The following is a 25835-nucleotide window of genomic DNA, read 5'->3' as shown; positions in this document are numbered from 1 at the left end:
GAAACGCTGTTGCGATTGACCGCTGGTGGCGTTTGGCTTCAGGTTGCTAAAGTGGTGATCCCAGAGGTATTGATAGGTGAAGTCAACTTCGGGTTGAGCACATGAATTACACCAGCCTGCGCAGATGCGCAGGTTTTTTTTTGTCGGTCATCAATCTGTAACAGTAACCGACAATTTACACACCTCGTTGCATTTCCCTTCATTCCTTTGCGTTTTCTCGCTGGCGAAGAGTCGTTGTGAAGACCACAATCAAGATCCCAGAGGTATTGATTGGTGAGATTATTCGGTACGCTCTTCGTACCCAGTCTCTTGCACCAACCTGCGCGGATGCGCAGGTTTTTTTTCGCACCTAATTTACTGTCGCTCGCGTTCTTTATCTCGTGTAATCTCCCTCCATTCGCTTTTACTGAATCAGAGCAAAGGGAGTTGGAATGCTTTTTAGCTTTTTTCGAAATTTGTGCCGTGTTTTGTATCGCGTTCGCGTTACGGGTGACACCAAGGCACTGAAGGGCGAGCGCGTTCTAATTACGCCTAATCACGTCTCTTTTATTGATGGCATACTGCTGGCATTGTTTTTACCCGTACGTCCGGTATTTGCCGTTTACACCTCAATAAGCCAACAGTGGTATATGCGTTGGCTGAAATCATTTATCGACTTTGTTCCTCTCGACCCGACGCAACCTATGGCGATTAAACATCTGGTACGTCTGGTGGAACAGGGACGACCAGTGGTGATTTTCCCTGAAGGACGCATCACCACCACTGGCTCGCTGATGAAAATCTACGATGGCGCGGGATTTGTCGCGGCGAAGTCTGGTGCAACGGTTATTCCTGTGCGTATTGAAGGGGCGGAACTTACGCACTTCAGCCGCCTGAAAGGTCTGGTTAAACGTCGCTTGTTCCCGCAAATTACTCTGCATATTTTGCCACCAACGCAGGTGGAGATGCCGGATGCGCCGCGTGCCCGTGACCGTCGCAAAATCGCTGGCGAAATGCTGCATCAAATAATGATGGAAGCGCGTATGGCGGTGCGCCCGCGTGAAACGCTGTACGAATCTTTACTGAGTGCAATGTACCGCTTCGGAGCCGGGAAGAAATGTGTCGAAGACGTCAACTTTACCCCAGACTCCTATCGCAAATTGCTTACGAAAACGCTGTTTGTTGGACGCATCCTTGAAAAATACAGTGTTGAAGGCGAACGCATCGGCTTAATGCTGCCCAATGCAGGCATCAGTGCGGCAGTGATTTTTGGGGCCATCGCCCGTCGCCGCATTCCCGCAATGATGAACTACACCGCCGGGGTAAAAGGGCTGACCAGTGCTATTACGGCGGCTGAAATCAAAACCATCTTCACTTCCCGTCAGTTTCTCGATAAAGGCAAACTCTGGCATCTGCCGGAGCAACTTACTCAGGTGCGCTGGGTCTATCTGGAAGATTTAAAAGCAGATGTCACCACTGCCGACAAAGTGTGGATTTTCGCTCATTTGCTGATGCCGCGTCTGGCACAGGTAAAACAGCAGCCGGAAGAAGAGGCGCTGATCCTTTTTACCTCCGGTTCTGAAGGCCATCCGAAAGGCGTCGTCCATAGCCATAAAAGCATTCTGGTGAACGTCGAGCAGATTAAAACGATTGCCGACTTCACCACCAACGATCGCTTTATGTCGGCGTTACCGCTGTTTCACTCCTTTGGGCTGACGGTAGGCCTGTTTACGCCACTGCTCACAGGTGCAGAAGTGTTCCTTTATCCAAGCCCGCTGCATTACCGCATTGTGCCGGAGTTGGTGTATGACCGCAGTTGCACCGTGTTGTTCGGTACCTCGACTTTCCTCGGTCACTACGCGCGTTTCGCCAACCCGTATGACTTCTATCGTCTACGCTATGTGGTGGCAGGCGCAGAAAAACTACAAGAAAGTACCAAACAGCTTTGGCAGGATAAATTTGGCCTGCGCATCCTTGAAGGCTACGGTGTGACCGAGTGCGCGCCTGTCGTTTCTATCAACGTACCGATGGCGGCGAAACCCGGTACGGTAGGGCGTATTCTACCAGGTATGGACGCGCGCCTGTTGTCGGTTCCTGGTATCGAAGAGGGCGGACGCCTGCAACTGAAAGGGCCGAACATAATGAACGGCTATCTGCGGGTGGAGAAGCCAGGTGTACTGGAAGTGCCCACCGCCGAGAATGTTCGCGGCGAAATGGAGCGCGGCTGGTATGACACTGGCGATATTGTGCGTTTTGACGAGCAGGGCTTTGTGCAGATTCAGGGCCGCGCAAAACGCTTTGCCAAAATTGCAGGTGAAATGGTGTCGCTGGAAATGGTGGAACAACTGGCACTTGGTGTTTCGCCAGATAAAGTCCATGCCACTGCGATTAAGAGCGATGCCAGCAAAGGCGAGGCACTGGTGCTTTTCACCACAGATAACGAACTGACGCGCGATAAGTTACAACAGTATGCCCGCGAGCACGGCGTGCCGGAGCTTGCTGTACCGCGCGATATTCGCTATCTGAAACAGATGCCATTACTTGGCAGCGGCAAACCTGACTTTGTCACTTTGAAAAGCTGGGTAGACGAAGCGGAACAACACGATGAGTGAGTCAGTGCACACTAACACTTCGTTGTGGTCGAAGGGGATGAAAGCGGTTATCGTGGCGCAGTTTCTCTCTGCGTTTGGCGATAATGCGCTACTGTTTGCCACTCTGGCGTTACTGAAAGCGCAGTTCTATCCGGAGTGGAGCCAGCCCATCCTGCAAATGGTGTTTGTAGGTGCTTACATTCTTTTTGCGCCGTTTGTCGGGCAGGTGGCGGATAGCTTCGCCAAAGGCCGGGTGATGATGTTTGCCAACGGCCTGAAGCTACTGGGCGCAGCCAGTATCTGCTTTGGTATCAATCCGTTTCTCGGCTATACGTTGGTGGGTGTTGGTGCTGCAGCCTATTCACCGGCGAAATACGGTATTCTCGGCGAATTAACCACGGGTAGTAAGTTAGTAAAAGCTAACGGTTTAATGGAAGCGTCTACCATAGCGGCGATTTTGCTCGGTTCCGTAGCTGGTGGTGTTCTGGCTGACTGGCATATTCTGGTTGCCCTGGCCGCATGCGCACTGGCCTACGGTGGCGCGGTCGTTGCCAATATCTACATTCCCAAACTGGCGGCGGCGCGTCCGGGGCAGTCCTGGAATCTCATCAGCATGACCCGCAGTTTCCTGAATGCCTGCACCTCGCTATGGCGCAATGGTGAAACGCGTTTTTCGCTGGTGGGCACCAGTTTATTCTGGGGAGCGGGTGTCACGCTGCGTTTCCTGTTGGTGCTGTGGGTACCGGTGGCGCTGGGTATTACCGATAACGCTACGCCGACCTATCTCAACGCGATGGTAGCGATTGGTATCGTGGTTGGTGCAGGTGCGGCAGCGAAGTTAGTTACGCTGGAAACCGTGTCACGCTGTATGCCAGCCGGGATTTTGATTGGCGTAGTGGTACTGATTTTCTCCCTGCAACACGAGCTGCTGCCAGCCTATGCTTTGTTGATGCTGATTGGCGTGCTGGGGGGCTTTTTTGTCGTTCCGCTCAATGCGTTGCTACAGGAGCGGGGTAAAAAAAGCGTCGGGGCGGGGAATGCGATTGCAGTACAAAACCTTGGCGAAAACAGCGCCATGTTGTTGATGCTGGGCATTTACTCGCTGGCAGTAATGGTAGGCATCCCGGTCGTGCCCATTGGCATTGGCTTCGGTGCGCTGTTTGCGCTGGCAATAACGGCGCTGTGGATCTGGCAGCGCCGTCATTAATATTTAACGCCGGTTTTAACCGGCGTTAATCTTATGGTGCAGGATACGTATAAACCTGATGCACCGCTTCAATTTCAGCTAATACGTCTTCGCTCAACTCCAGATGCAAACTTTCGACGTTAGTTTTCAGCTGCTCCATCGTGGTTGCGCCCAGCAGAGTGCTGGCAACAAACGGTTGACGGCGTACAAATGCGAGCGCCATCTGAGCAGGGTCCAGGCCATGACGTCTGGCGATATCAACATACGCCGCGACGGCTTTTTGCGTTTGCTCACCGCTATAGCGGGTGAACCGACTAAAGAGCGTATTACGTGCGCCAGCGGGTTTTGCACCATTGAGATATTTCCCGGTCAGTGTGCCGAAACCCAGGCACGAATAGGCCAGCAGTTCGACCCCTTCATACTGGCTGACTTCTGCCAGACCTACTTCAAAACTGCGGTTTAACAGGCTGTAGGGGTTCTGAATGGTGACAATACGCGGCAGATCGTGTTTGTCCGCCAGATGCAGGTAGCGCATTACGCCAAATGCAGTTTCGTTCGACACGCCGATATAACGAATTTTTCCCGCGCGTTGGTACTCTGCCAGTGCGTCCAGCGTATCCAGCAGCGAAACCGCAGGCGCAGAATCTGTCCAGCTATAACCGAGTTTGCCGAAGCAGTTGGTTGGGCGCTGCGGCCAGTGCACCTGATAGAGATCGAGGTAATCAGTCTGCAGACGCTTGAGGCTGTCATGCAGCGCTTCGCGGATATTCTTCCGATCCAGCGCCTGATCCGGGCGGATGCCTTTGTCATTATTGCGCGACGGTCCGCTCACTTTGGAGGCGATAATTAACTTTTCGCGGCTGCCATGTTTCGCCAGCCAGTTGCCGACGTAGGTTTCGGTTAGCCCTTGAGTTTCGGGGCGCGGAGGTACTGGGTACATTTCGGCAACGTCGATAAGGTTAATGCCCTGAGCGACGGCATAGTCGAGTTGTGCGTGGGCGTCGGCTTCGCTGTTCTGTTCACCAAACGTCATCGTGCCAAGCCCCAGCGTGCTGACTTCCAGCGAACTGTGGGGTATACGGTGATATTGCATAGCCGTTTCCTTTTTATAATCACGACATAAGGAATATAAAAATGGCAGAGGGAAGGGAAAAGGGAAAGAGAAAAATCTTAAGGCCAGCCGGATGCTGACCTTATTTGTTAACGTTCAATAATTTGCGAAACATCATCACGGTTAATTTGCATCGCGTTACCTTGCTGATCGTGATAACTCACCAGCCCGGTATCATCATCAATTTCAGGTTTTCCATCGGTCAAAATCATACGGCCATCTTTGGTCGCCATGACGTAATCACTGGAACACCCGGAAACAGCAAACGCCAGTCCGACTGCAGAAATTATTACTGCCCATTTTTTCATCCGGTTATCCTCATTTGGCCCACCTATGATAATAGTCTGTTTATAAACCGACGTTATATATCTTGAAAGCAGGAAAATCTTAAACTGTGAGGGTAACAGGAGTGAGTACGCCCTCCCGCAGGAGAGCGTACGGAGTATCAGAGCGGATTCTTTTTGTTGCGAATCAGGTTGAGGCTTTCAACCGCAATAGAGAAGAATATCGCGAAGTAGATGTAACCTTTCGGTACGTGGATGTCGAAACTTTCCAGAATCAGGGTAAAGCCCACCAGAATCAGGAAAGAGAGCGCCAGCATTTTTACCGAAGGATGGCGCTCGACAAAATCACCAATCGAGCGCGCGGCGAACATCATCACGCCTACGGCAATCACCACGGCAGCCATCATAATAAACAGGTGATCTGACAGACCCACAGCGGTAATCACCGAGTCGAGGCTGAAGATAATATCCAGCAGCATAATCTGCACGATCGCGCCGAGGAATGATGAAACGCGTGTTTTCAGCCCTTCTTCTTCACCTTCGATGGATTCGTGGATTTCCTTGCTGGCTTTCCAGATAAGGAACAAGCCACCCAGAAGCAGGATCAAATCACGGGCGGAAATTTCCTGACTGAATATTGTAAAAAGCGGATTCGTCAGGCGCGTAACCCAGGCGATGGATGCCAGCAGCGCCAGACGCATAACCATGGCTCCCGCCAACCCCAGACGGCGCGCATGAGCACGTTGTGCTGTGGGAAGCTTTGCCACCACCAGAGAAAGGAAAATAATATTGTCGATCCCAAGAACGATCTCCAGCAGCGTCAGTGTACCGAGCGCAAGCCAGGCGTTAGGATCGGTTATCCATGCAAATAACATCTAAAAAGCCCTGCCAAAAAAATGAAGCGGTAATTATATGCCCGGAAAGCGGCAGGTCAAAGCGATGGCTACTGGATCAGAAAATGACGGGCCAGTAGCGCACTGGTGAAATTCTTCTTCAAATAAAATCCGCGCGGCAGCGTCAGAATCCGTTCGCCCCGGGCACCAATAGCTTCGGTCAGCGCTTTCGCATTCGCTGCTTTCGGTCGTATCTGTAAATATTCCCCGTGACGAGCGGTGATCCGCTCAATTTGACCGAGAACAATCATATCCATTAATTCTTCCCAGTCTTCGCGTAACTGTCGGTCTTCCTCTTCATTCGGGCTCCACAGCAACGGTGATCCTACGCGACGCTTTGCCAGCGGGATGCTGCGCTCGCCTTCAACCGGTATCCACAGCACGCGTTTGAGCTTGTGGCGCACGTGGCTGGTTTCCCAGGTCACCCCGCTATTGCCCGTTAACGGGGCAACACAAACGAATGTTGTTTCCAGTGGACGACCAAGACTATCCACAGGGATAGTTTTAAGTTCCACGCCCAGAGCAGCAAAATCTTGCTCAGGTTTACTCCCTGCGCTGGCACCTAGCCAGATCTCCAGTAACACGCCAATCCAGCCCTTATCGCGTTTTAAATTCTCCGGCGTAACCAGCCCGGCAAGTGCCGCCAGTTCTCCCAATGTATAACCAGAAAGTTGTTGTGCTTGCGCTAACAATTGTTCTTCAGTTTCGGGAGGAGAGAGCAGTGGGCGAGGTTGGGACATGTCATGATACCTTGGTTAAAAAACAAACAGCAATTATGTGCTGAATATTCGCAGTGTAACTTTTTCCACATGCGTTGTTCAATTCTCTGATTTATATTGCTTTTTAGGTTGCCGGTAAACGAGTTGCGCAACACTGCAACGGGTTTTCCAAATCTGGTCACTGAAAATAAACAGGATCTTACACCATGTTATCCACAGAAAGCTGGGATAACTGTGAAAAACCTCCACTACTGTTTCCATTTACAGCCTTGACGTGCGACGAAACTCCAGTTTTTAGTGGTTCAGTGCTTAACTTAGTGGCACATTCTGTGGATAAATACGGCATTGGTTGATCTTTCGCCAACACGTAAATGAGAGGTGTGACCTGGGTCACGAATTACTCTTTTTTATTACTCAAATCACATGTAATGCATTGACTGATAATGAATATTTTAAAATCTCTATATCTGTCTTATTCAGAATGCTCCGGGTTTTCCCGTAGTAATTCCGTAGTTCTTCACAACTCTATCCACAGAAAAGGTGAATAAAAACGGCTATCCACCCCTTCCTCTGTTTATAACTCTGCACATAACTGTGAGTTATTCAATTGTTATTAGTGTGTAATGCCCTGCAGAGAGTGGTTTACCGTCTTACTGGAGTATGAAACAATCATTCGTATATAAAGCTTTATTTTGAGGTAGTCCGGTGATTGATGACGATGGCTACCGCCCAAACGTAGGTATCGTGATTTGTAATCGCCAGGGGCAGGTAATGTGGGCCCGGCGATTTGGTCAGCACTCCTGGCAATTTCCGCAAGGCGGAATCAACCCCGGAGAATCCGCAGAGCAGGCGATGTACCGTGAATTGTTTGAAGAAGTAGGATTAAGCCGCAAAGACGTTCGAATCCTTGCTTCAACGCGTAACTGGTTGCGCTACAAATTACCGAAACGTTTGGTGCGTTGGGACACGAAGCCGGTTTGTATCGGCCAAAAACAAAAATGGTTTCTCTTGCAGCTGGTGAGCGGCGATGCAGAAATCAATATGCAAACCAGCAGTACACCAGAGTTTGACGGCTGGCGATGGGTAAGTTACTGGTATCCAGTCAGACAGGTGGTGTCATTTAAACGTGATGTCTACCGTAGGGTAATGAAAGAGTTCGCGAGTGTGGTGATGTCACTGCAGGAAAATACGCCAAAACCACAAAACGCATCTGCTTATCGACGTAAAAGAGGTTAAGTCACGCCAATTATGCTCACTCGCCTGCGCGAAATAGTCGAAAAGGTAGCCAGCGCACCACGCCTGAATGAGGCGTTAAATATTCTGGTTACCGACATCTGTCTTGCGATGGATACCGAGGTCTGTTCGGTCTACCTGGCCGATCATGATCGACGTTGTTACTACCTGATGGCGACCCGGGGACTGAAAAAACCACGTGGTCGCACTGTAACGCTCGCGTTTGATGAAGGGATCGTCGGCCTGGTTGGCAGGCTGGCGGAACCGATAAACCTTGCAGATGCGCAAAAGCACCCCAGCTTCAAATACATCCCCTCCGTAAAAGAAGAACGTTTCCGCGCGTTTTTAGGCGTACCAATTATTCAACGTCGCCAGTTGCTTGGTGTACTGGTGGTACAGCAACGAGAGTTGCGCCAGTATGACGAAAGTGAAGAATCCTTCCTGGTGACGCTTGCCACCCAGATGGCAGCTATTCTTTCTCAGTCGCAGTTGACTGCCTTGTTTGGGCAATATCGCCAGACGCGAATCCGTGCATTACCGGCAGCACCTGGTGTGGCGATTGCCGAAGGCTGGCAGGATGCCACGTTACCTTTAATGGAACAGGTGTATCAGGCATCAACGCTGGATCCGGCTCTGGAACGCGAACGACTGACCGGGGCGTTGGAAGAGGCGGCTAACGAGTTTCGCCGCTATAGCAAACGCTTTGCTGCCGGTGCACAAAAAGAAACGGCGGCTATTTTCGATCTTTACTCACACCTGCTTTCGGATACCCGGCTGCGTCGCGAATTGTTTGCCGAGGTTGATAAAGGCTCGGTGGCAGAGTGGGCGGTAAAAACGGTCATTGAAAAATTTGCCGAACAGTTTGCCGCGCTAAGCGATAACTATCTCAAAGAGCGGGCTGGCGATTTACGTGCGCTGGGTCAGCGATTGCTGTTTCATCTTGATGACGCTAATCAAGGGCCGAACGCCTGGCCGGAACGTTTCATTCTGGTGGCAGATGAACTGTCAGCGACAACGCTTGCTGAGCTGCCCCAGGATCGCTTAGTCGGTGTTGTCGTGCGCGATGGCGCTGCCAACTCCCATGCTGCGATCATGGTACGTGCGCTGGGGATACCTACCGTGATGGGCGCGGATATTCAGCCTTCGGTACTGCATCGTCGGACGCTGATCGTCGATGGTTATCGCGGTGAATTGCTGGTCGATCCGGAGCCGGTACTGCTGCAAGAATATCAGCGGCTAATTAGTGAAGAGATCGAGCTTAGCCGTCTGGCGGAAGATGACGTCAATTTACCCGCCCAGTTAAAAAGCGGCGAACGCATTAAAGTCATGCTCAATGCCGGTTTAAGCCCGGAACATGAAGAAAAACTGGGCAGCCGTATTGATGGCATAGGACTTTATCGCACTGAAATCCCATTCATGCTGCAAAGTGGTTTTCCGTCGGAAGAAGAACAGGTGGCGCAGTATCAGGGGATGCTGCAAATGTTTAATGATAAACCCGTCACCTTGCGTACGCTGGATGTCGGAGCAGATAAGCAGCTGCCTTACATGCCGATCAGCGAAGAGAATCCATGCCTGGGTTGGCGTGGGATTCGCATTACGCTCGATCAGCCGGAGATCTTCTTGATCCAGGTGCGGGCGATGCTGCGTGCTAATGCCGCTACGGGCAACCTGAATATTCTGTTGCCGATGGTCACAAGCCTCGATGAAGTTGACGAAGCACGCCGCCTGATTGAACGTGCCGGACGTGAAGTCGAGGAGATGATCGGTTACGAAATTCCCAAACCACGTATCGGCATCATGCTGGAAGTGCCGTCAATGGTATTTATGCTGCCGCATCTGGCAAAGCGGGTCGATTTCATCTCTGTTGGCACCAACGATCTGACGCAATACATCCTGGCCGTTGATCGCAACAATACCCGGGTGGCGAACATTTATGACAGTCTTCATCCTGCAATGTTACGAGCTCTGGCGATGATCGCCCGGGAAGCGGAAATACATGGAATCGATCTCCGTTTGTGCGGTGAAATGGCGGGCGATCCCATGTGCGTGGCAATCCTCATTGGGCTTGGGTATCGCCATCTGTCTATGAACGGACGTTCTGTAGCGCGCGTAAAATACCTGCTGCGGCGCATTGATTTTGCTGAAGCAGAAAATCTTGCGCAGCGTAGTCTGGAAGCGCAACTGGCGACCGAAGTTCGCCATCAGGTTGCTGCCTTTATGGAGCGTCGCGGCATGGGCGGGCTGATTCGCGGGGGGTTATAGCGCGGATCATATACATATCTTTTAACGGTATCCGGCAACCAGCCAGGTCCCCTTGTGCTATTATTCGCACCTTTGGAGCGCCTGAAACCTGCGGCGCGCATTTCAATCGCTGTTCTCTTTCAGCGAAATAACAAGAACTTGTGGTGACAGATGACCAGTAGCTATCTGCATTTTCCGGAGTTTGATCCGGTCATTTTCTCAATAGGACCCGTGGCGCTTCACTGGTACGGCCTGATGTATCTGGTGGGTTTCATTTTTGCAATGTGGCTGGCAACACGACGGGCGAATCGTCCGGGCAGTGGCTGGACCAAAAATGAAGTTGAAAACTTACTCTATGCGGGCTTCCTCGGCGTCTTCCTCGGTGGACGTATTGGTTATGTTCTGTTCTACAATTTCCCGCAGTTTATGGCCGATCCGCTGTATCTTTTCCGTGTCTGGGACGGCGGCATGTCCTTCCACGGCGGCCTGATTGGCGTTATCGTGGTGATGATTATCTTCGCCCGCCGTACTAAACGTTCCTTCTTCCAGGTCTCTGATTTTATTGCCCCACTCATTCCGTTTGGTCTTGGTGCCGGGCGTCTGGGCAACTTTATTAACGGTGAATTGTGGGGCCGCGTTGACCCGAACTTCCCGTTTGCCATGCTGTTCCCTGGCTCCCGTACAGAAGATATTTTGCTGCTGCAAACCAACCCGCAGTGGCAATCCATTTTCGACACTTACGGTGTGCTGCCGCGCCACCCATCACAGCTTTACGAGCTGCTGCTGGAAGGTGTGGTGCTGTTTATTATCCTCAACCTGTATATTCGTAAACCGCGCCCAATGGGAGCTGTCTCAGGCTTGTTCCTGATTGGTTACGGCGCGTTTCGCATCATTGTTGAGTTTTTCCGCCAGCCCGACGCGCAGTTTACTGGTGCCTGGGTGCAGTACATCAGCATGGGGCAAATTCTTTCCATCCCGATGATTGTCGCGGGTGTGATCATGATGGTCTGGGCATATCGTCGCAGCCCACAGCAACACGTTTCCTGAGGAACCATGAAACAGTATTTAGAACTGATGCAAAAAGTGCTCGACGAAGGCACACAGAAAAACGACCGTACCGGAACCGGAACGCTTTCCATTTTTGGTCATCAGATGCGTTTTAACCTGCAGGATGGATTCCCGCTGGTGACAACTAAACGTTGCCACCTGCGTTCCATCATCCACGAACTGCTGTGGTTCCTGCAGGGCGACACTAACATTGCTTATCTACACGAAAACAATGTCACCATCTGGGACGAATGGGCCGATGAAAACGGCGACCTCGGGCCAGTGTATGGTAAACAGTGGCGCGCCTGGCCAACGCCGGATGGTCGTCATATTGACCAGATCACTACGGTACTGAACCAGCTGAAAAACGACCCGGATTCCCGTCGCATTATTGTTTCAGCGTGGAACGTAGGCGAACTGGATAAAATGGCGCTGGCACCGTGCCATGCATTCTTCCAGTTCTATGTGGCAGACGGCAAACTCTCTTGCCAGCTTTATCAGCGCTCCTGTGACGTCTTCCTCGGCCTGCCGTTCAACATTGCCAGCTACGCGTTACTGGTGCATATGATGGCGCAGCAGTGCGATCTGGAAGTGGGTGATTTTGTCTGGACCGGTGGCGACACGCATCTCTACAGCAACCATATGGATCAAACTCATCTGCAATTAAGCCGCGAACCGCGTCCGCTGCCGAAGTTGATTATCAAACGTAAACCCGAATCCATCTTCGACTACCGTTTCGAAGACTTTGAGATTGAAGGATACGATCCACATCCGGGCATTAAAGCGCCGGTGGCTATCTAATTACGAAACATCCTGCCAGAGCCGACGCCAGTGTGCGTCGGTTTTTTTTGCCCTCCGTTAAATTCTTCGAGACACCTTCCCGAAATTTTGCAACGTCCTGCAACGGCGTAAATAGTCCGGAAGATGCGCCGAAGAAATAGAAACTGGCCCTCGTCTTTTTTTCTCCTCGCTCCATACTGCCGGCATGAAAACACAACGTGGTTATACGCTGATTGAAACGCTGGTCGCGATGCTGATTCTGGTCATGCTAAGCGCAAGTGGGCTCTATGGCTGGCAATACTGGCAGCAGTCGCAACGGCTTTGGCAAACTGCCAGCCAGGCGCGGGACTATTTGCTCTATTTACGTGAAGATGCCAACTGGCATAACCGCGACCACAGTATCAGTCTTATCAGGGAGGGGACGTTATGGTGCCTTGTGAGTTCCGTTGCTGGGGCGAATACCTGTCATGGCAGTTCACCATTGGTCTTTGTGCCGCGCTGGCCCGAAGTCGAAATGAGCGACCTGACACCTTCGCTTGCTTTCTTTGGCCTGCGCAATACCGCATGGGCCGGGCATATTCGCTTCAAAAACTCAACGGGCGAGTGGTGGCTGGTGGTTTCGCCGTGGGGAAGACTCCGGCTTTGTCAGCAAGGAGAAACAGAAGGATGTCTGTAAAAGAGCAAGGTTTTTCTCTGCTGGAAGTGTTGATTGCTATGGCGATCAGTAGCGTATTGTTGCTGGGGGCTGCACGCTTTCTGCCTGCGTTACAGCGTGAAAGTTTAACGAACACCCGTAAGCTGGCGCTGGAAGATGAAATCTGGCTGCGGGTATTTACCGTCGCGAAGCATCTCCAGAGGGCGGGTTATTGCCATGGCAGCTGTACGGGCGAAGGGCTGGAAATTGTCGGACAGGGTGACTGTGTCATTGTGCAGTGGGATGCGAACAGTAATGGTATCTGGGATCGCGAACCGGTAAAAGAGTCCGACCAGATTGGATTTCGTCTGAAGGAGCATGTGCTGGAAACGCTACGCGGTGCGACATCCTGTGAAGGTAAGGGCTGGGATAAAGTCACTAATCCGGATGCCATCATTATCGACACTTTTCAGGTCGTACGTCAGGATGTCAGCGGCTTCTCGCCGGTGTTGACGGTTAATATGCACGCTGCCAGCAAGGCTGATCCGCAAACCGTGGTGGATGCCAGCTATAGCGTGACAGGATCCAACCTGTGAACCGCGAAAAGGGTGTTTCGTCACTGGCTCTGGTCCTGATGCTGCTGATTTTGGGTAGCTTGCTATTGCAAGGAATGAGTCAGCAGGATCGCAGTTTTGCTTCTCGCGTGAGCATGGAAAGTCAGTCATTGCGCCGCCAGGCCATCGTTCAGTCGGCGCTGGAGTGGGGAAAAATGCACTCCTGGCAGATGCAGCCCGCAGTTCAGTGCTTACTGTATGCTGCCACCGGTGCCCGGGTTTGTCTGCGTTTACTGGCAGATAATGAAGCCTTATTGATTGCCGGTTATGAAGGCGTTTCGTTGTGGCGAACAGGCGAAGTCATCGATGGAAACATTGTTTTTTCGCCACGCGGCTGGAGCGATTTTTGTCCGCTGAAAGAGAGGGCGTTATGTCAGCTTCCCTGAGGAATCAACAAGGCTTTAGTCTGCCGGAGGTAATGTTGGCGATGGTGTTGATGGTGATGATTGTCACTGCGTTATCGGGTTTCCAGCGAACATTAATGAACAGTCTTGCCAGCAGAAACCAGTACCAACAGCTCTGGCGGCATAGCTGGCAGCAAACGCAACTGCGCGCGATTTCGCCACCTGCTAACTGGCAGGTCAACCGAATGCAGACATCGCAGGCGGGATGTGTCAGCATCAGCGTTACGCTAGTTTCACCCGGGGGCAGAGAAGGCGAGATGACCCGCCTGCATTGCCCGAATCGTCAGTAGTCAGGAGCCGCTATGTTAAGGGTCTACCATTCCAATCGTCTGGACGTGCTGGAAGCGTTGATGGAGTTTATTGTCGAACGCGAACGGCTGGACGATCCTTTCGAACCAGAGATGATTCTGGTGCAAAGTACCGGTATGGCACAGTGGCTGCAAATGACCCTGTCGCAAAAGTTTGGTATTGCGGCAAACATTGATTTTCCGCTGCCAGCGAGCTTTATCTGGGATATGTTCGTCCGGGTGTTACCGGAGATCCCCAAAGAGAGCGCTTTTAACAAACAGAGCATGAGCTGGAAACTGATGACTCTGCTGCCGCAACTGTTGGAGCGCGAAGACTTTACCCTGTTGCGGCATTATCTGACTGACGATAGTGACAAGCGAAAACTGTTCCAGCTTTCTTCAAAAGCGGCGGACCTGTTTGACCAGTATCTGGTCTATCGTCCGGACTGGCTGGCACAGTGGGAAACAGGACATCTGGTAGAAGGGTTGGGAGAAGCACAGGCCTGGCAAGCGCCGTTGTGGAAGGCGTTGGTGGAATATACCGACGAACTTGGGCAACCGCGCTGGCACCGCGCCAATCTCTATCAGCGCTTTATCGAAACGCTGGAGTCCGCGACGACCTGCCCGCCGGGGTTACCTTCGCGCGTCTTTATATGCGGTATTTCCGCGTTACCGCCTGTTTATCTCCAGGCGCTACAGGCGCTGGGTAAACATATTGAAATCCATCTCCTGTTTACCAACCCCTGCCGTTATTACTGGGGCGACATTAAAGATCCCGCTTATCTGGCGAAACTACTGACTCGCCAGCGCCGACACAGTTTTGAAGATCGCGAATTACCGCTATTTCGCGACAGCGAAAATGCCGGGCAGCTCTTTAACAGCGATGGTGAACAGGATGTCGGCAACCCGCTGCTGGCTTCATGGGGCAAGCTTGGGCGCGACTACATTTATCTCCTTTCTGACCTGGAGAGCAGCCAGGAGCTGGACGCTTTTGTCGATGTGACGCCAGATAACCTGCTGCATAATATTCAGTCTGACATTCTGGAACTGGAAAACCGCGCCGTTGCTGGTGTGAACATCGAAGAGTTTTCCCGTAGCGATAACAAACGCCCGCTTGATCCACTGGATAGCAGTATCACCTTCCACGTTTGCCATAGCCCGCAGCGTGAAGTTGAAGTTTTACACGATCGCCTGCTGGCGATGCTGGAGGAAGACCCGACACTTACTCCGCGCGACATCATCGTGATGGTGGCTGATATCGACAGCTACAGTCCGTTTATTCAGGCTGTGTTTGGTAGCGCACCTGCGGATCGTTACCTGCCTTACGCCATTTCCGACCGTCGGGCGCGGCAGTCGCATCCTGTACTTGAAGCGTTTATCAGCCTGTTATCGCTGCCAGACAGCCGCTTTGTGTCGGAAGACGTGCTGGCATTACTGGATGTGCCGGTGCTGGCAGCGCGGTTTGACATCACCGAAGAAGGGCTGCGTTATTTACGCCAGTGGGTCAACGAGTCCGGCATTCGTTGGGGGATAGATGACGACAACGTTCGCGAGCTGGAACTTCCCGCTACCGGTCAACACACCTGGCGGTTTGGCCTGACGCGCATGTTGCTGGGCTACGCGATGGAGAGCGCGCAGGGCGAGTGGCAATCGGTTCTACCTTATGATGAATCGAGCGGCTTAATTGCAGAACTGGTGGGGCATCTGTCTTCACTGCTAATGCAGCTAAACATCTGGCGTCGCGGGCTGGCGCAGGAGCGTCCGCTGGAAGAGTGGTTGCCGGTTTGTCGCGATATGCTCAACGCCTTCTTCCTGCCGGATGCGGAAACCGAAGCAGCGATGACGCTGATCGAACAACAATGGCAGGCGATTATCGCCGAAGGTTTAGGTGCGCAGTATGGCGACGCGGTGCCGCTGTCACTATTGCGTGATGAACTGGCACAGCGCCTGGATCAAGAACGTATCAGCCAGCGTTTTCTCGCCGGACCGGTTAACATTTGTACTCTGATGCCAATGCGTTCAATTCCGTTCAAAGTGGTTTGCCTGCTGGGAATGAACGACGGCGTTTATCCACGTCAGCTTGCGCCATTGGGCTTTGATCTGATGAGCCAGAAACCGAAGCGTGGCGACCGTAGCCGTCGCGATGACGACCGCTATCTGTTCCTGGAAGCGTTAATTTCCGCGCAGCAAAAACTCTATATCAGCTATATCGGGCGTTCCATTCAGGATAACAGTGAACGTTTCCCGTCGGTACTGGTGCAGGAACTGATCGACTACATCGGGCAAAGCCATTATCTACCGGGCGATGAAGCGCTCAACTGTGATGAAAGCGAGGCAAGGGTAAAAGCGCATCTTACTTGCCTCCATACCCGAATGCCGTTTGATCCACAAAACTACCAGCCAGGCGAACGACAAAGCTATGCTCGTGAATGGCTACCTGCGGCCAGCCAGGCTGGTAAAGCACATTCTGAATTTGTTCAGCCGCTGCCATTTACCTTACCGGAAACCGTGCCGCTGGAAACGCTACAACGATTCTGGGCACATCCGGTACGGGCGTTTTTCCAGATGCGTTTGCAGGTGAACTTCCGTACCGAAGACAGCGAAATTCCCGACACTGAACCTTTTATTCTTGAAGGGCTTAGTCGTTATCAAATCAACCAGCAGTTATTAAATGTACTGGTTGAGCAGGATGATGCCGAACGCTTGTTCCGCCGATTCCGGGCGGCAGGTGATTTGCCGTATGGTGCCTTTGGTGAAATTTTCTGGGAAACGCAGTGTCAGGAGATGCAGCAACTTGCCGACAGAGTCATTGCCTGTCGCCAGCCAGGGCAGAGTATGGAGATTGATCTCGCCTGCAACGGTGTGCAGATAACTGGCTGGTTGCCGCAGGTGCAGCCGGATGGCCTGTTGCGCTGGCGTCCCTCTTTATTAAGTGTGGCGCAGGGAATGCAACTTTGGCTGGAACACCTTGTCTACTGTGCCAGCGGTGGTAATGGTGAAAGTCGCCTTTTTCTACGCAAAGACGGCGAGTGGCGTTTTCCGCCGCTTGCAGCCGAACAGGCTTTGCATTACCTCTCACAACTGATTGAGGGGTATCGTGAAGGAATGTCCGCGCCATTGCTGGTGTTACCTGAAAGTGGCGGCGCGTGGCTAAAAACCTGTTATGACGCGCAAAACGATGCCATGCTGGATGACGATTCCACGTTGCAAAAAGCCCGTACGAAATTCCTTCAGGCTTACGAAGGCAACATGATGGTGCGTGGCGAAGGTGATGATATCTGGTATCAACGGCTCTGGCGGCAATTAACACCAGAGACAATGGAGGCTATCGTTGAACAGTCGCAACGTTTCCTGTTACCGCTGTTTCGCTTTAATCAGTCATGAGTATTGTATAAAAATTGCGCAATCCATCCGCTTACTTTATGATGCGCACCAGTCACGGACTGATGGTTATATAGACATAGGCTGACTCGTGCAGCACAAGATTAAATTCTGGCAGATGATTTGCGTTAACGTGTTGAATCTGGCCAGAAAATAAAGTTGATTATGAGGTCCGTGAATGCCCCGCAGCATCTGGTTCAAAGCATTATTGTTGTTTGTTGCCCTTTGGGCACCCTTAAGTCAGGCAGAAACGGGATGGCAGCCCATTCAGGAAACCATCCGTAAAAGTGATAAAGATAACCGCCAGTATCAGGCTATACGTCTGGATAACGGTATGGTGGTCTTACTGGTTTCTGATCCGCAGGCAGTTAAATCGCTCTCGGCGCTGGTGGTGCCCGTTGGGTCGCTGGAAGATCCTGAGGCGTACCAAGGGCTGGCACATTACCTTGAACATATGAGTCTGATGGGGTCGAAAAAGTACCCGCAGGCTGACAGTCTGGCCGAATATCTCAAAATGCACGGCGGCAGTCACAATGCCAGCACGGCACCGTATCGCACGGCTTTCTATCTGGAAGTTGAGAACGACGCCTTGCCCGGTGCGGTAGACCGCCTGGCGGACGCTATTGCAGAACCCTTGCTCGACAAGAAATACGCCGAACGTGAACGTAATGCAGTGAATGCCGAATTAACCATGGCGCGTACGCGTGACGGGATGCGCATGGCACAGGTCAGCGCAGAAACCATTAACCCGGCACACCCCGGTTCAAAGTTTTCTGGTGGTAACCTCGAAACTTTAAGCGACAAACCAGGCAATCCGGTACAGCAGGCGCTGAAAGATTTCCACGAGAAGTACTATTCCGCCAATCTGATGAAGGCGGTTATTTACAGCAATAAACCGTTGCCGGAGTTGGCGAAAATGGCGGCGGACACCTTTGGTCGCGTGCCGAACAAAGAGAGCAAAAAACCGGAAATCACCGTGCCGGTAGTCACCGACGCGCAAAAGGGCATTATCATTCATTACGTCCCGGCGTTGCCGCGTAAAGTTCTGCGCGTTGAGTTTCGCATCGATAACAATTCAGCGAAGTTCCGTAGTAAAACGGATGAATTGATTACCTATCTGATTGGTAATCGCAGCCCAGGTACACTTTCTGACTGGTTGCAAAAGCAGGGATTAGTTGAGGGTATTAGCGCCAATTCCGATCCTATCGTCAACGGCAACAGCGGCGTATTAGCGATCTCTGCGTCTTTAACCGATAAAGGTCTGGCGAATCGCGATCAGGTTGTGGCGGCCATTTTTAGCTACCTCAATCTGTTACGTGAAAAAGGGATCGATAAACAATACTTCGATGAACTGGCGAATGTGCTGGATATCGACTTCCGTTATCCGTCAATCACCCGTGATATGGATTACGTCGAATGGCTGGCTGATACCATGATTCGCGTTCCTGTTGAGCATACACTGGATGCAGTCAATATTGCCGATCGGTACGATGCTAAAGCAGTAAAAGAACGTCTGGCGATGATGACGCCGCAGAATGCGCGTATCTGGTATATCAGCCCGAAAGAGCCGCACAACAAAACGGCTTACTTTGTCGATGCGCCGTATCAGGTCGATAAAATTAGCGCACAAACTTTCGCGGACTGGCAGAAAAAAGCCGCCAATATTGCGCTCTCCTTACCGGAGCTTAACCCCTATATTCCTGACGATTTCTCGCTGATTAAGTCAGAGAAGAAATACGACCATCCAGAGTTGATTGTTGATGAGTCGAATCTGCGCGTGGTGTATGCGCCAAGCCGTTATTTTGCCAGCGAGCCCAAAGCTGATGTCAGCCTGATTTTGCGTAATCCGAAAGCCATGGACAGCGCCCGCAATCAGGTGATGTTTGCGCTCAATGATTATCTCGCAGGGCTGGCGCTTGATCAGTTAAGCAACCAGGCGTCGGTTGGTGGCATAAGTTTTTCCACCAATGCTAACAACGGCCTTATGGTTAATGCCAATGGTTACACTCAGCGCCTGCCGCAGCTGTTCCAGGCTCTGCTGGAGGGCTACTTTAGCTATACCGCTACGGAAGATCAGCTTGAGCAGGCGAAGTCCTGGTATAACCAGATGATGGATTCCGCAGAAAAGGGCAAAGCGTTTGAGCAGGCGATTATGCCCGCGCAGATGCTCTCGCAAGTGCCGTACTTCTCGCGAGATGAACGGCGCAAAATTTTGCCCTCCATTACGTTGAAAGAGGTGCTGGCCTATCGCGACACCTTAAAATCAGGGGCTAGACCAGAGTTTATGGTTATCGGCAACATGACTGAAGCCCAGGCAACAACGCTGGCACGCCATGTGCAAAAACAGTTGGGCGCTGATGGTTCAGAGTGGTGTCGTAACAAAGATGTCGTGGTCGATAAAAAACAATCCGTCATCTTTGAAAAAGCTGGTAACAGCACCGACTCCGCACTGGCAGCGGTATTTGTACCGACTGGCTACGATGAATACACCAGCTCAGCGTATAGTTCTCTGTTGGGGCAGATCGTACAGCCGTGGTTCTACAATCAGTTGCGTACCGAAGAACAGTTGGGCTATGCCGTGTTTGCGTTCCCAATGAGCGTAGGGCGTCAGTGGGGCATGGGCTTCCTTTTGCAAAGCAATGATAAACAGCCTTCATTCTTGTGGGAGCGTTACAAGGCGTTTTTCCCAACCGCAGAGGCAAAATTGCGGGCGATGAAGCCAGAGGAGTTTGCGCAAATCCAGCAGGCGGTAATTACTCAGATGCTGCAGGCACCGCAAACGCTCGGCGAAGAAGCATCGAAGTTAAGTAAAGATTTCGATCGCGGCAATATGCGCTTCGATTCGCGTGATAAAATCGTGGCCCAGATAAAACTGCTGACGCCGCAAAAACTTGCTGATTTCTTCCATCAGGCGGTGGTCGAGCCGCAAGGTATGGCTATTCTGTCGCAGATTTCCGGCAGCCAGAACGGGAAAGCCGAATATGTGCATCCTGAAGGCTGGAAAGTGTGGGAGAACGTCAGCGCGTTGCAGCAAACAATGCCCCTGATGAGTGAAAAGAATGAGTGATGTCGCCGAGACACTAGATCCTTTGCGCTTGCCCTTACAGGGCGAGCGCCTGATTGAAGCCTCTGCCGGCACAGGCAAAACCTTTACGATTGCGGCGCTCTATTTGCGCCTGTTACTTGGACTAGGCGGTTCTGCCGCCTTTCCCCGCCCGCTGACCGTTGAAGAACTGCTGGTGGTGACCTTTACCGAGGCTGCTACGGCAGAATTGCGTGGTCGTATCCGTAGCAATATCCACGAGTTGCGCATCGCCTGTCTGCGTGAAACCACCGACAATCCACTGTACAAACGCCTGCTGGAAGAGATCGACGATAAAGCGCAAGCCGCGCAGTGGTTGTTGTTAGCCGAGCGGCAGATGGATGAAGCGGCAGTCTTTACTATTCACGGCTTTTGCCAGCGCATGCTCAACCTGAATGCCTTTGAATCCGGCATGCTGTTTGAGCAGCAGCTGATTGAAGATGAGTCTCTGCTACGCTACCAGGCCTGCGCCGATTTCTGGCGTCGCCACTGCTACCCGCTGCCGCGTGAAATTGCCCAGGTCGTCTTTGAAACCTGGAAAGGGCCGCAGGCGTTGCTGCGCGATATTAATCGTTATCTGCAAGGCGAAGCGCCGGTTATCAAAGCACCGCCCCCCGATGATGAAACGCTGGCTTCCCGCCACGCGCAAATTGTGGCGCGTATTGATGCCGTAAAACAGCAGTGGCGCGACGCAGTGGGTGAACTGGATGCGCTGATCGAATCTTCTGGTATTGATCGACGCAAGTTTAACCGTAGCAATCAGGCTAAATGGATCGAGAAGATCAGCGCCTGGGCAGAAGAAGAGACCAACAGCTATCAGTTGCCGGAGTCGCTGGAAAAATTCTCTCAGCGTTTCTTAGAAGATCGCACGAAAGCCGGGGGGGAAACCCCGCGACATCCACTGTTTGAGGCGATCGAACAACTGCTTGCAGAACCATTGTCGATCCGCGATCTGGTGATCACTCGCGCATTGGCTGAGATCCGCGAAACAGTAGCGCGTGAAAAACGCCGCCGTGGCGAATTGGGTTTTGATGACATGTTAAGTCGGCTCGATTCCGCGCTGCGTAGTGAAAGCGGCGAGGTATTGGCAGCGGCGATCCGTACGCGATTCCCGGTGGCAATGATCGATGAATTTCAGGATACCGACCCCCAGCAGTACCGAATTTTTCGCCGTATCTGGCACCATCAGCCGGAAACCGCATTGTTGCTGATTGGCGACCCGAAACAGGCCATTTATGCATTCCGGGGTGCGGATATCTTCACTTATATGAAGGCGCGTAGCGAAGTTCATGCTCACTACACCTTAGATACCAACTGGCGTTCCGCACCGGGAATGGTGAACAGCGTTAACAAACTTTTCAGCCAGACTGATGACGCGTTCATGTTTCGTGAAATACCGTTTATTCCTGTGAAATCAGCCGGGAAAAATCAGGCGTTACGTTTTGTGTTTAAAGGTGAAACGCAGCCTGCGATGAAAATGTGGCTGATGAAAGGCGAAAGCTGCGGCGTTGGCGACTATCAAAGTACCATGGCGCAGGTATGTGCTGCGCAAATCCGCGACTGGTTACAAGCCGGGCAACGCGGCGAAGCGTTGCTGATGAACGGCGACGATGCGCGTCCGGTGCGTGCTTCGGACATCAGTGTGCTGGTGCGCAGCCGCCAGGAGGCCGCTCAGGTGCGCGATGCCTTAACGCTGCTGGAAATCCCTTCCGTTTACCTTTCGAACCGCGACAGTGTTTTTGAAACTCTGGAAGCACAGGAGATGCTTTGGCTGTTGCAGGCGGTGATGACGCCCGAACGTGAGAACACCCTGCGCAGTGCGCTGGCAACGTCAATGATGGGGCTGAATGCGCTGGATATTGAAACGCTGAATAATGACGAACATGCGTGGGATGCGGTAGTCGAAGAGTTCGATGGTTATCGGCAAATCTGGCGCAAACGTGGCGTTATGCCGATGCTGCGGGCGCTGATGTCGGCGCGTAACATTGCAGAAAACTTGCTGGCAACGGCAGGCGGTGAGCGGCGTCTTACCGATATCTTGCATATCAGCGAACTGCTACAAGAAGCCGGAACGCAGCTGGAAAGTGAACATGCGCTGGTACGCTGGTTATCGCAACATATCCTCGAGCCAGACAGTAATGCCTCCAGCCAACAAATGCGCCTCGAAAGTGATAAACATCTGGTGCAGATTGTCACGATACACAAATCAAAAGGGCTGGAATATCCGCTGGTCTGGTTGCCATTTATTACCAATTTCCGCGTCCAGGATCAGGCGTTTTATCACGATCGCCACTTGTTTGAGGCCGTTCTGGATCTTAATGCTGCGCCAGAAAGCGTCGACCTCGCGGAGGCCGAACGTCTGGCGGAAGATCTGCGTTTACTTTACGTGGCGCTGACGCGTTCGGTTTGGCATTGCAGTCTCGGCGTTGCACCGCTGGTGCGCCGTCGTGGCGATAAAAAAGGTGATACCGACGTCCACCAAAGTGCGCTCGGGCGTTTGCTGCAAAAAGGAGAACCGCAAGATGCGGCAGGGCTTCGTACCTGTATTGAAGCGTTGTGCAATGATGATATTGTCTGGCAAACGGCACAAATTGGTGATAACCAGCCCTGGCAGGTTAATGATGCATTAACTGCAGAACTGAATGCGAGGACGCTACAACGATTGCCCGGCGATAACTGGCGTGTCACCAGCTACTCCGGTTTGCAGCAGCGTGGTCACGGTATCGCTCAGGATCTGATACCACGGCTGGATGTTGATGCCGCAGGCGTGGTCAGCGTCGTTGAAGAACCGACGTTAACACCGCATCAGTTCCCGCGCGGTGCGTCACCGGGGACATTCTTGCACAGTTTGTTTGAAGACCTCGATTTTACCCAGCCGGTTGACCCGAACTGGGTACAGGAAAAACTGGAGCTCGGTGGCTTTGAACCGCAGTGGGAACCGGTGTTGACTGAGTGGATCACGGCTGTCCTCCAGGCACCTCTCAATGAAACGGGTGTTAGCCTGAATCAGCTTTCCGATCGCGATAAACAGGTGGAGATGGAGTTTTACCTGCCAATTAGCGAACCGCTCATCGCCAGCCAGCTTGATGCACTAATTCGCCAGTTTGACCCGCTATCCGCTGGCTGCCCGCCGCTGGAGTTCATGCAGGTACGTGGCATGTTAAAAGGCTTTATCGATCTGGTGTTCCGCCACGAAGGGCGTTATTACCTGCTCGACTATAAATCCAACTGGTTGGGTGAAGACAGTTCGGCTTACACCCAACAGGCTATGGCAGCGGCAATGCAGGCACACCGCTATGATCTGCAATATCAGCTTTATACCCTGGCGCTGCACCGTTATCTGCGCCATCGTATTGCTGATTACGACTATGAGCGCCACTTTGGCGGCGTTATTTATCTGTTCCTGCGTGGCGTTGATAAAGAACATCCGCAACAAGGGATCTACGCGACCCGACCCAACGCCGGGTTGATTGACCTGATGGATGAGATGTTTGCCGGTATGACCCTGGAGGAGGCGTAATGAAATTGCAAAAGCAATTACTGGAAGCTGTGGAGCACAAACAGCTACGCCCACTGGACGTGCAGTTTGCCCTGACCGTGGCGGGAGATGAACATCCTGCCGTCACCCTCGCGGCGGCACTATTAAGTCATGATGCCGGAGAGGGACACGTTTGTTTGCCGCTTTCACGACTGGAAAATAACGAGGCATCGCATCCGCTGTTGGCGACCTGTGTCAGTGAAATCGGTGAGCTACAAAATTGGGAAGAATGCTTGCTGGCTTCACAAGCGGTCAGCCGGGGAGATGAACCAACGCCGATGATCCTCTGTGGCGATCGTCTTTATTTGAATCGCATGTGGTGTAACGAGCGCACAGTGGCACGCTTTTTCAACGAAGTGAATCATGCCATTGAGGTTGATGAAGCTCTACTGGCGCAAACCCTGGACAAACTTTTTCCAGTAAGCGATGAAATTAACTGGCAAAAAGTTGCGGCGGCAGTGGCGCTGACACGGCGGATCTCGGTGATTTCCGGTGGTCCTGGCACCGGTAAAACGACCACCGTAGCGAAGTTACTGGCAGCGTTAATTCAAATGGCCGACGGCGAACGCTGCCGTATCCGTCTGGCTGCACCAACGGGTAAAGCTGCCGCGCGCTTAACCGAATCTCTCGGCAAGGCTTTGCGACAATTACCGCTGACCGATGAACAAAAGAAACGCATTCCGGAAGATGCCAGCACTTTGCACCGATTGCTGGGTGCGCAGCCGGGTAGCCAGCGTTTACGTCATCATGCCGGTAACCCGCTGCATCTTGATGTGCTGGTGGTAGATGAAGCGTCAATGATCGATCTTCCTATGATGTCGAGACTGATCGACGCCTTGCCCGATCATGCGCGAGTGATCTTTCTCGGCGATCGTGATCAACTGGCCTCGGTTGAGGCTGGGGCTGTGCTGGGCGATATCTGCGCTTATGCCAATGCCGGCTTTACCGCCGAGCGTGCCGGGCAGCTAAGCCGCCTGACGGGAACTCACGTTCCGGCAGGAACTGGCACAGACGCGGCATCTTTGCGCGACAGTCTCTGCCTGCTGCAAAAAAGCTATCGTTTCGGCAGCGATTCTGGCATTGGTCAGTTAGCTGCGGCGATCAACCGTGGTGATAAAACGGCAGTGAAAACCGTTTTTCAGCAGGATTTTACTGATATCGAAAAACGGCTTTTACAGAGTGGCGAAGATTATATTGCGATGCTTGAGGAAGCTCTTGCGGGTTACGGACGTTATCTGGATCTGCTGCAAGCGCGTGCCGAGCCGGATTTAATCATTCAGGCGTTCAATGAGTACCAGCTTTTGTGCGCCCTGCGGGAAGGGCCGTTTGGCGTGGCTGGACTGAATGAGCGAATTGAGCAGTTTATGCAACAGAAGCGCAAAATTCATCGTCATCCGCACTCTCGTTGGTACGAAGGCCGACCAGTGATGATTGCCCGTAATGACAGCGCGCTTGGGTTGTTTAATGGCGATATTGGTATTGCGCTGGATCGCGGGCAGGGGACGCGCGTCTGGTTTGCGATGCCGGACGGCAATATTAAGTCTGTGCAACCGAGTCGCCTGCCAGAGCACGAAACGACGTGGGCGATGACGGTACATAAATCGCAGGGATCGGAGTTCGACCATGCGGCGTTGATTTTACCGAGTCAACGCACGCCGGTAGTAACGCGAGAGCTGGTTTACACCGCAGTGACCCGCGCGCGTCGCCGTCTGTCGCTGTATGCCGATGAGCGCATTTTAAGTGCGGCAATTGCCACGCGCACCGAGCGGCGCAGTGGTCTGGCGGCGTTGTTTAGTTCGCGGGAATAAACGTAATTGCCGGATGCGACGCA

At 52.4% G+C, this 25835-nt stretch carries 19 protein-coding genes; 15 read left to right on the top strand and 4 right to left on the bottom strand.

Annotation, left to right across the window (positions count from 1 at the left end; translation table 11 throughout):
- Positions 1-431: 431 nt before the first annotated feature.
- Both aas and lplT read left to right on the top strand, forming a co-directional pair.
- Complete coding sequence (gene aas, locus C4F37_RS14545) at positions 432-2591, top strand: bifunctional acyl-ACP--phospholipid O-acyltransferase/long-chain-fatty-acid--ACP ligase (protein WP_001774034.1); 2160 nt, start codon at positions 432-434, stop codon at positions 2589-2591.
- Positions 2584-3777 carry a lysophospholipid transporter LplT gene (gene lplT / locus C4F37_RS14540; RefSeq protein ID WP_000004599.1) on the top strand — a complete coding sequence of 398 codons (1194 nt, stop codon included), beginning with the start codon at positions 2584-2586 and terminating at the stop codon, positions 3775-3777. The genes aas and lplT overlap by 8 nt, the downstream gene beginning before the upstream one ends.
- Before the next feature lie 31 nt (positions 3778-3808).
- Here lplT and C4F37_RS14535 read toward each other — a convergent pair whose 3' ends face one another.
- The 4 genes from C4F37_RS14535 to mutH form a co-directional block, all read right to left on the bottom strand.
- On the bottom strand, positions 3809-4849 hold the full coding sequence (locus tag C4F37_RS14535) for an NADP(H)-dependent aldo-keto reductase (protein WP_001199299.1): 1041 nt from the start codon (positions 4847-4849) through the stop codon (positions 3809-3811).
- Positions 4850-4956: 107 nt separating this feature from the next.
- Complete coding sequence (ygdR, locus tag C4F37_RS14530; protein ID WP_000758655.1) at positions 4957-5175, bottom strand: lipoprotein YgdR; 219 nt, start codon at positions 5173-5175, stop codon at positions 4957-4959.
- A 137-nt stretch (positions 5176-5312) separates the two neighbouring features.
- The gene (locus C4F37_RS14525; RefSeq protein WP_001539524.1) at positions 5313-6026 is read right to left on the bottom strand and encodes a TerC family protein; all 714 of its coding nucleotides are present in this window, start codon (positions 6024-6026) and stop codon (positions 5313-5315) included.
- Positions 6027-6094: 68 nt separating this feature from the next.
- Complete coding sequence (mutH, locus tag C4F37_RS14520) at positions 6095-6784, bottom strand: DNA mismatch repair endonuclease MutH (RefSeq protein WP_000082183.1); 690 nt, start codon at positions 6782-6784, stop codon at positions 6095-6097.
- 185 nt (positions 6785-6969) lie between these two features.
- Between mutH and ygdT the strand changes: the two genes are divergently transcribed.
- The 13 genes from ygdT to recD all read left to right on the top strand — a co-directional run bounded on the left by ygdT (position 6970) and on the right by recD (position 25812).
- The gene (gene ygdT, locus C4F37_RS28265) at positions 6970-7116 is read left to right on the top strand and encodes a protein YgdT (RefSeq protein ID WP_000953278.1); all 147 of its coding nucleotides are present in this window, start codon (positions 6970-6972) and stop codon (positions 7114-7116) included.
- 352 nt (positions 7117-7468) lie between these two features.
- The gene (gene rppH / locus C4F37_RS14515; protein WP_000564489.1) at positions 7469-7999 is read left to right on the top strand and encodes an RNA pyrophosphohydrolase; all 531 of its coding nucleotides are present in this window, start codon (positions 7469-7471) and stop codon (positions 7997-7999) included.
- A gap of 12 nt (positions 8000-8011) precedes the next feature.
- A complete protein-coding gene (gene ptsP, locus C4F37_RS14510; protein ID WP_000957911.1) occupies positions 8012-10258 on the top strand; it encodes a phosphoenolpyruvate--protein phosphotransferase in 2247 nt (748 codons plus the stop codon).
- Positions 10259-10408: 150 nt separating this feature from the next.
- Entirely contained in the window at positions 10409-11284 is an 876-nt protein-coding gene (gene lgt / locus C4F37_RS14505; protein ID WP_000204658.1) for a prolipoprotein diacylglyceryl transferase, read from the top strand.
- Positions 11285-11290: 6 nt separating this feature from the next.
- Positions 11291-12085, top strand: a complete 795-nt coding sequence (gene thyA / locus C4F37_RS14500) for a thymidylate synthase (protein ID WP_000816232.1) — start codon at positions 11291-11293, stop codon at positions 12083-12085.
- Between the two features lie 184 nt (positions 12086-12269).
- Positions 12270-12740, top strand: coding sequence for a prepilin peptidase-dependent protein (locus C4F37_RS14490; protein WP_000857041.1), 471 nt, complete (start codon positions 12270-12272; stop codon positions 12738-12740).
- Entirely contained in the window at positions 12731-13294 is a 564-nt protein-coding gene (locus C4F37_RS14485; RefSeq protein WP_001539522.1) for a prepilin peptidase-dependent protein, read from the top strand. Before C4F37_RS14490 ends, C4F37_RS14485 begins: the two co-directional genes overlap by 10 nt.
- The gene (locus C4F37_RS14480; RefSeq protein ID WP_001078368.1) at positions 13291-13698 is read left to right on the top strand and encodes a DUF2509 family protein; all 408 of its coding nucleotides are present in this window, start codon (positions 13291-13293) and stop codon (positions 13696-13698) included. The genes C4F37_RS14485 and C4F37_RS14480 overlap by 4 nt, the downstream gene beginning before the upstream one ends.
- The gene (locus C4F37_RS14475) at positions 13683-14006 is read left to right on the top strand and encodes a prepilin-type N-terminal cleavage/methylation domain-containing protein (RefSeq protein ID WP_001276487.1); all 324 of its coding nucleotides are present in this window, start codon (positions 13683-13685) and stop codon (positions 14004-14006) included. The genes C4F37_RS14480 and C4F37_RS14475 overlap by 16 nt, the downstream gene beginning before the upstream one ends.
- A gap of 12 nt (positions 14007-14018) precedes the next feature.
- The gene (recC, locus tag C4F37_RS14470) at positions 14019-17387 is read left to right on the top strand and encodes an exodeoxyribonuclease V subunit gamma (protein WP_001556806.1); all 3369 of its coding nucleotides are present in this window, start codon (positions 14019-14021) and stop codon (positions 17385-17387) included.
- 175 nt (positions 17388-17562) lie between these two features.
- Positions 17563-20451: a pitrilysin gene (ptrA, locus tag C4F37_RS14465; protein ID WP_001138105.1), complete on the top strand. Its 2889-nt coding sequence runs from the start codon at positions 17563-17565 to the stop codon at positions 20449-20451.
- Positions 20444-23986, top strand: a complete 3543-nt coding sequence (recB, locus tag C4F37_RS14460; RefSeq protein ID WP_001539517.1) for an exodeoxyribonuclease V subunit beta — start codon at positions 20444-20446, stop codon at positions 23984-23986. The genes ptrA and recB overlap by 8 nt, the downstream gene beginning before the upstream one ends.
- Positions 23986-25812, top strand: a complete 1827-nt coding sequence (recD, locus tag C4F37_RS14455) for an exodeoxyribonuclease V subunit alpha (protein WP_001539515.1) — start codon at positions 23986-23988, stop codon at positions 25810-25812. Before recB ends, recD begins: the two co-directional genes overlap by 1 nt.
- Positions 25813-25835 lie beyond the last annotated feature (23 nt).

It is taken from the genome of Escherichia sp. R1 (assembly GCF_003000935.1).
Classification (GTDB): Bacteria; Pseudomonadota; Gammaproteobacteria; order Enterobacterales; family Enterobacteriaceae; genus Escherichia; species Escherichia coli.
This window is presented reverse-complemented; position numbering and strand designations above follow the sequence as displayed.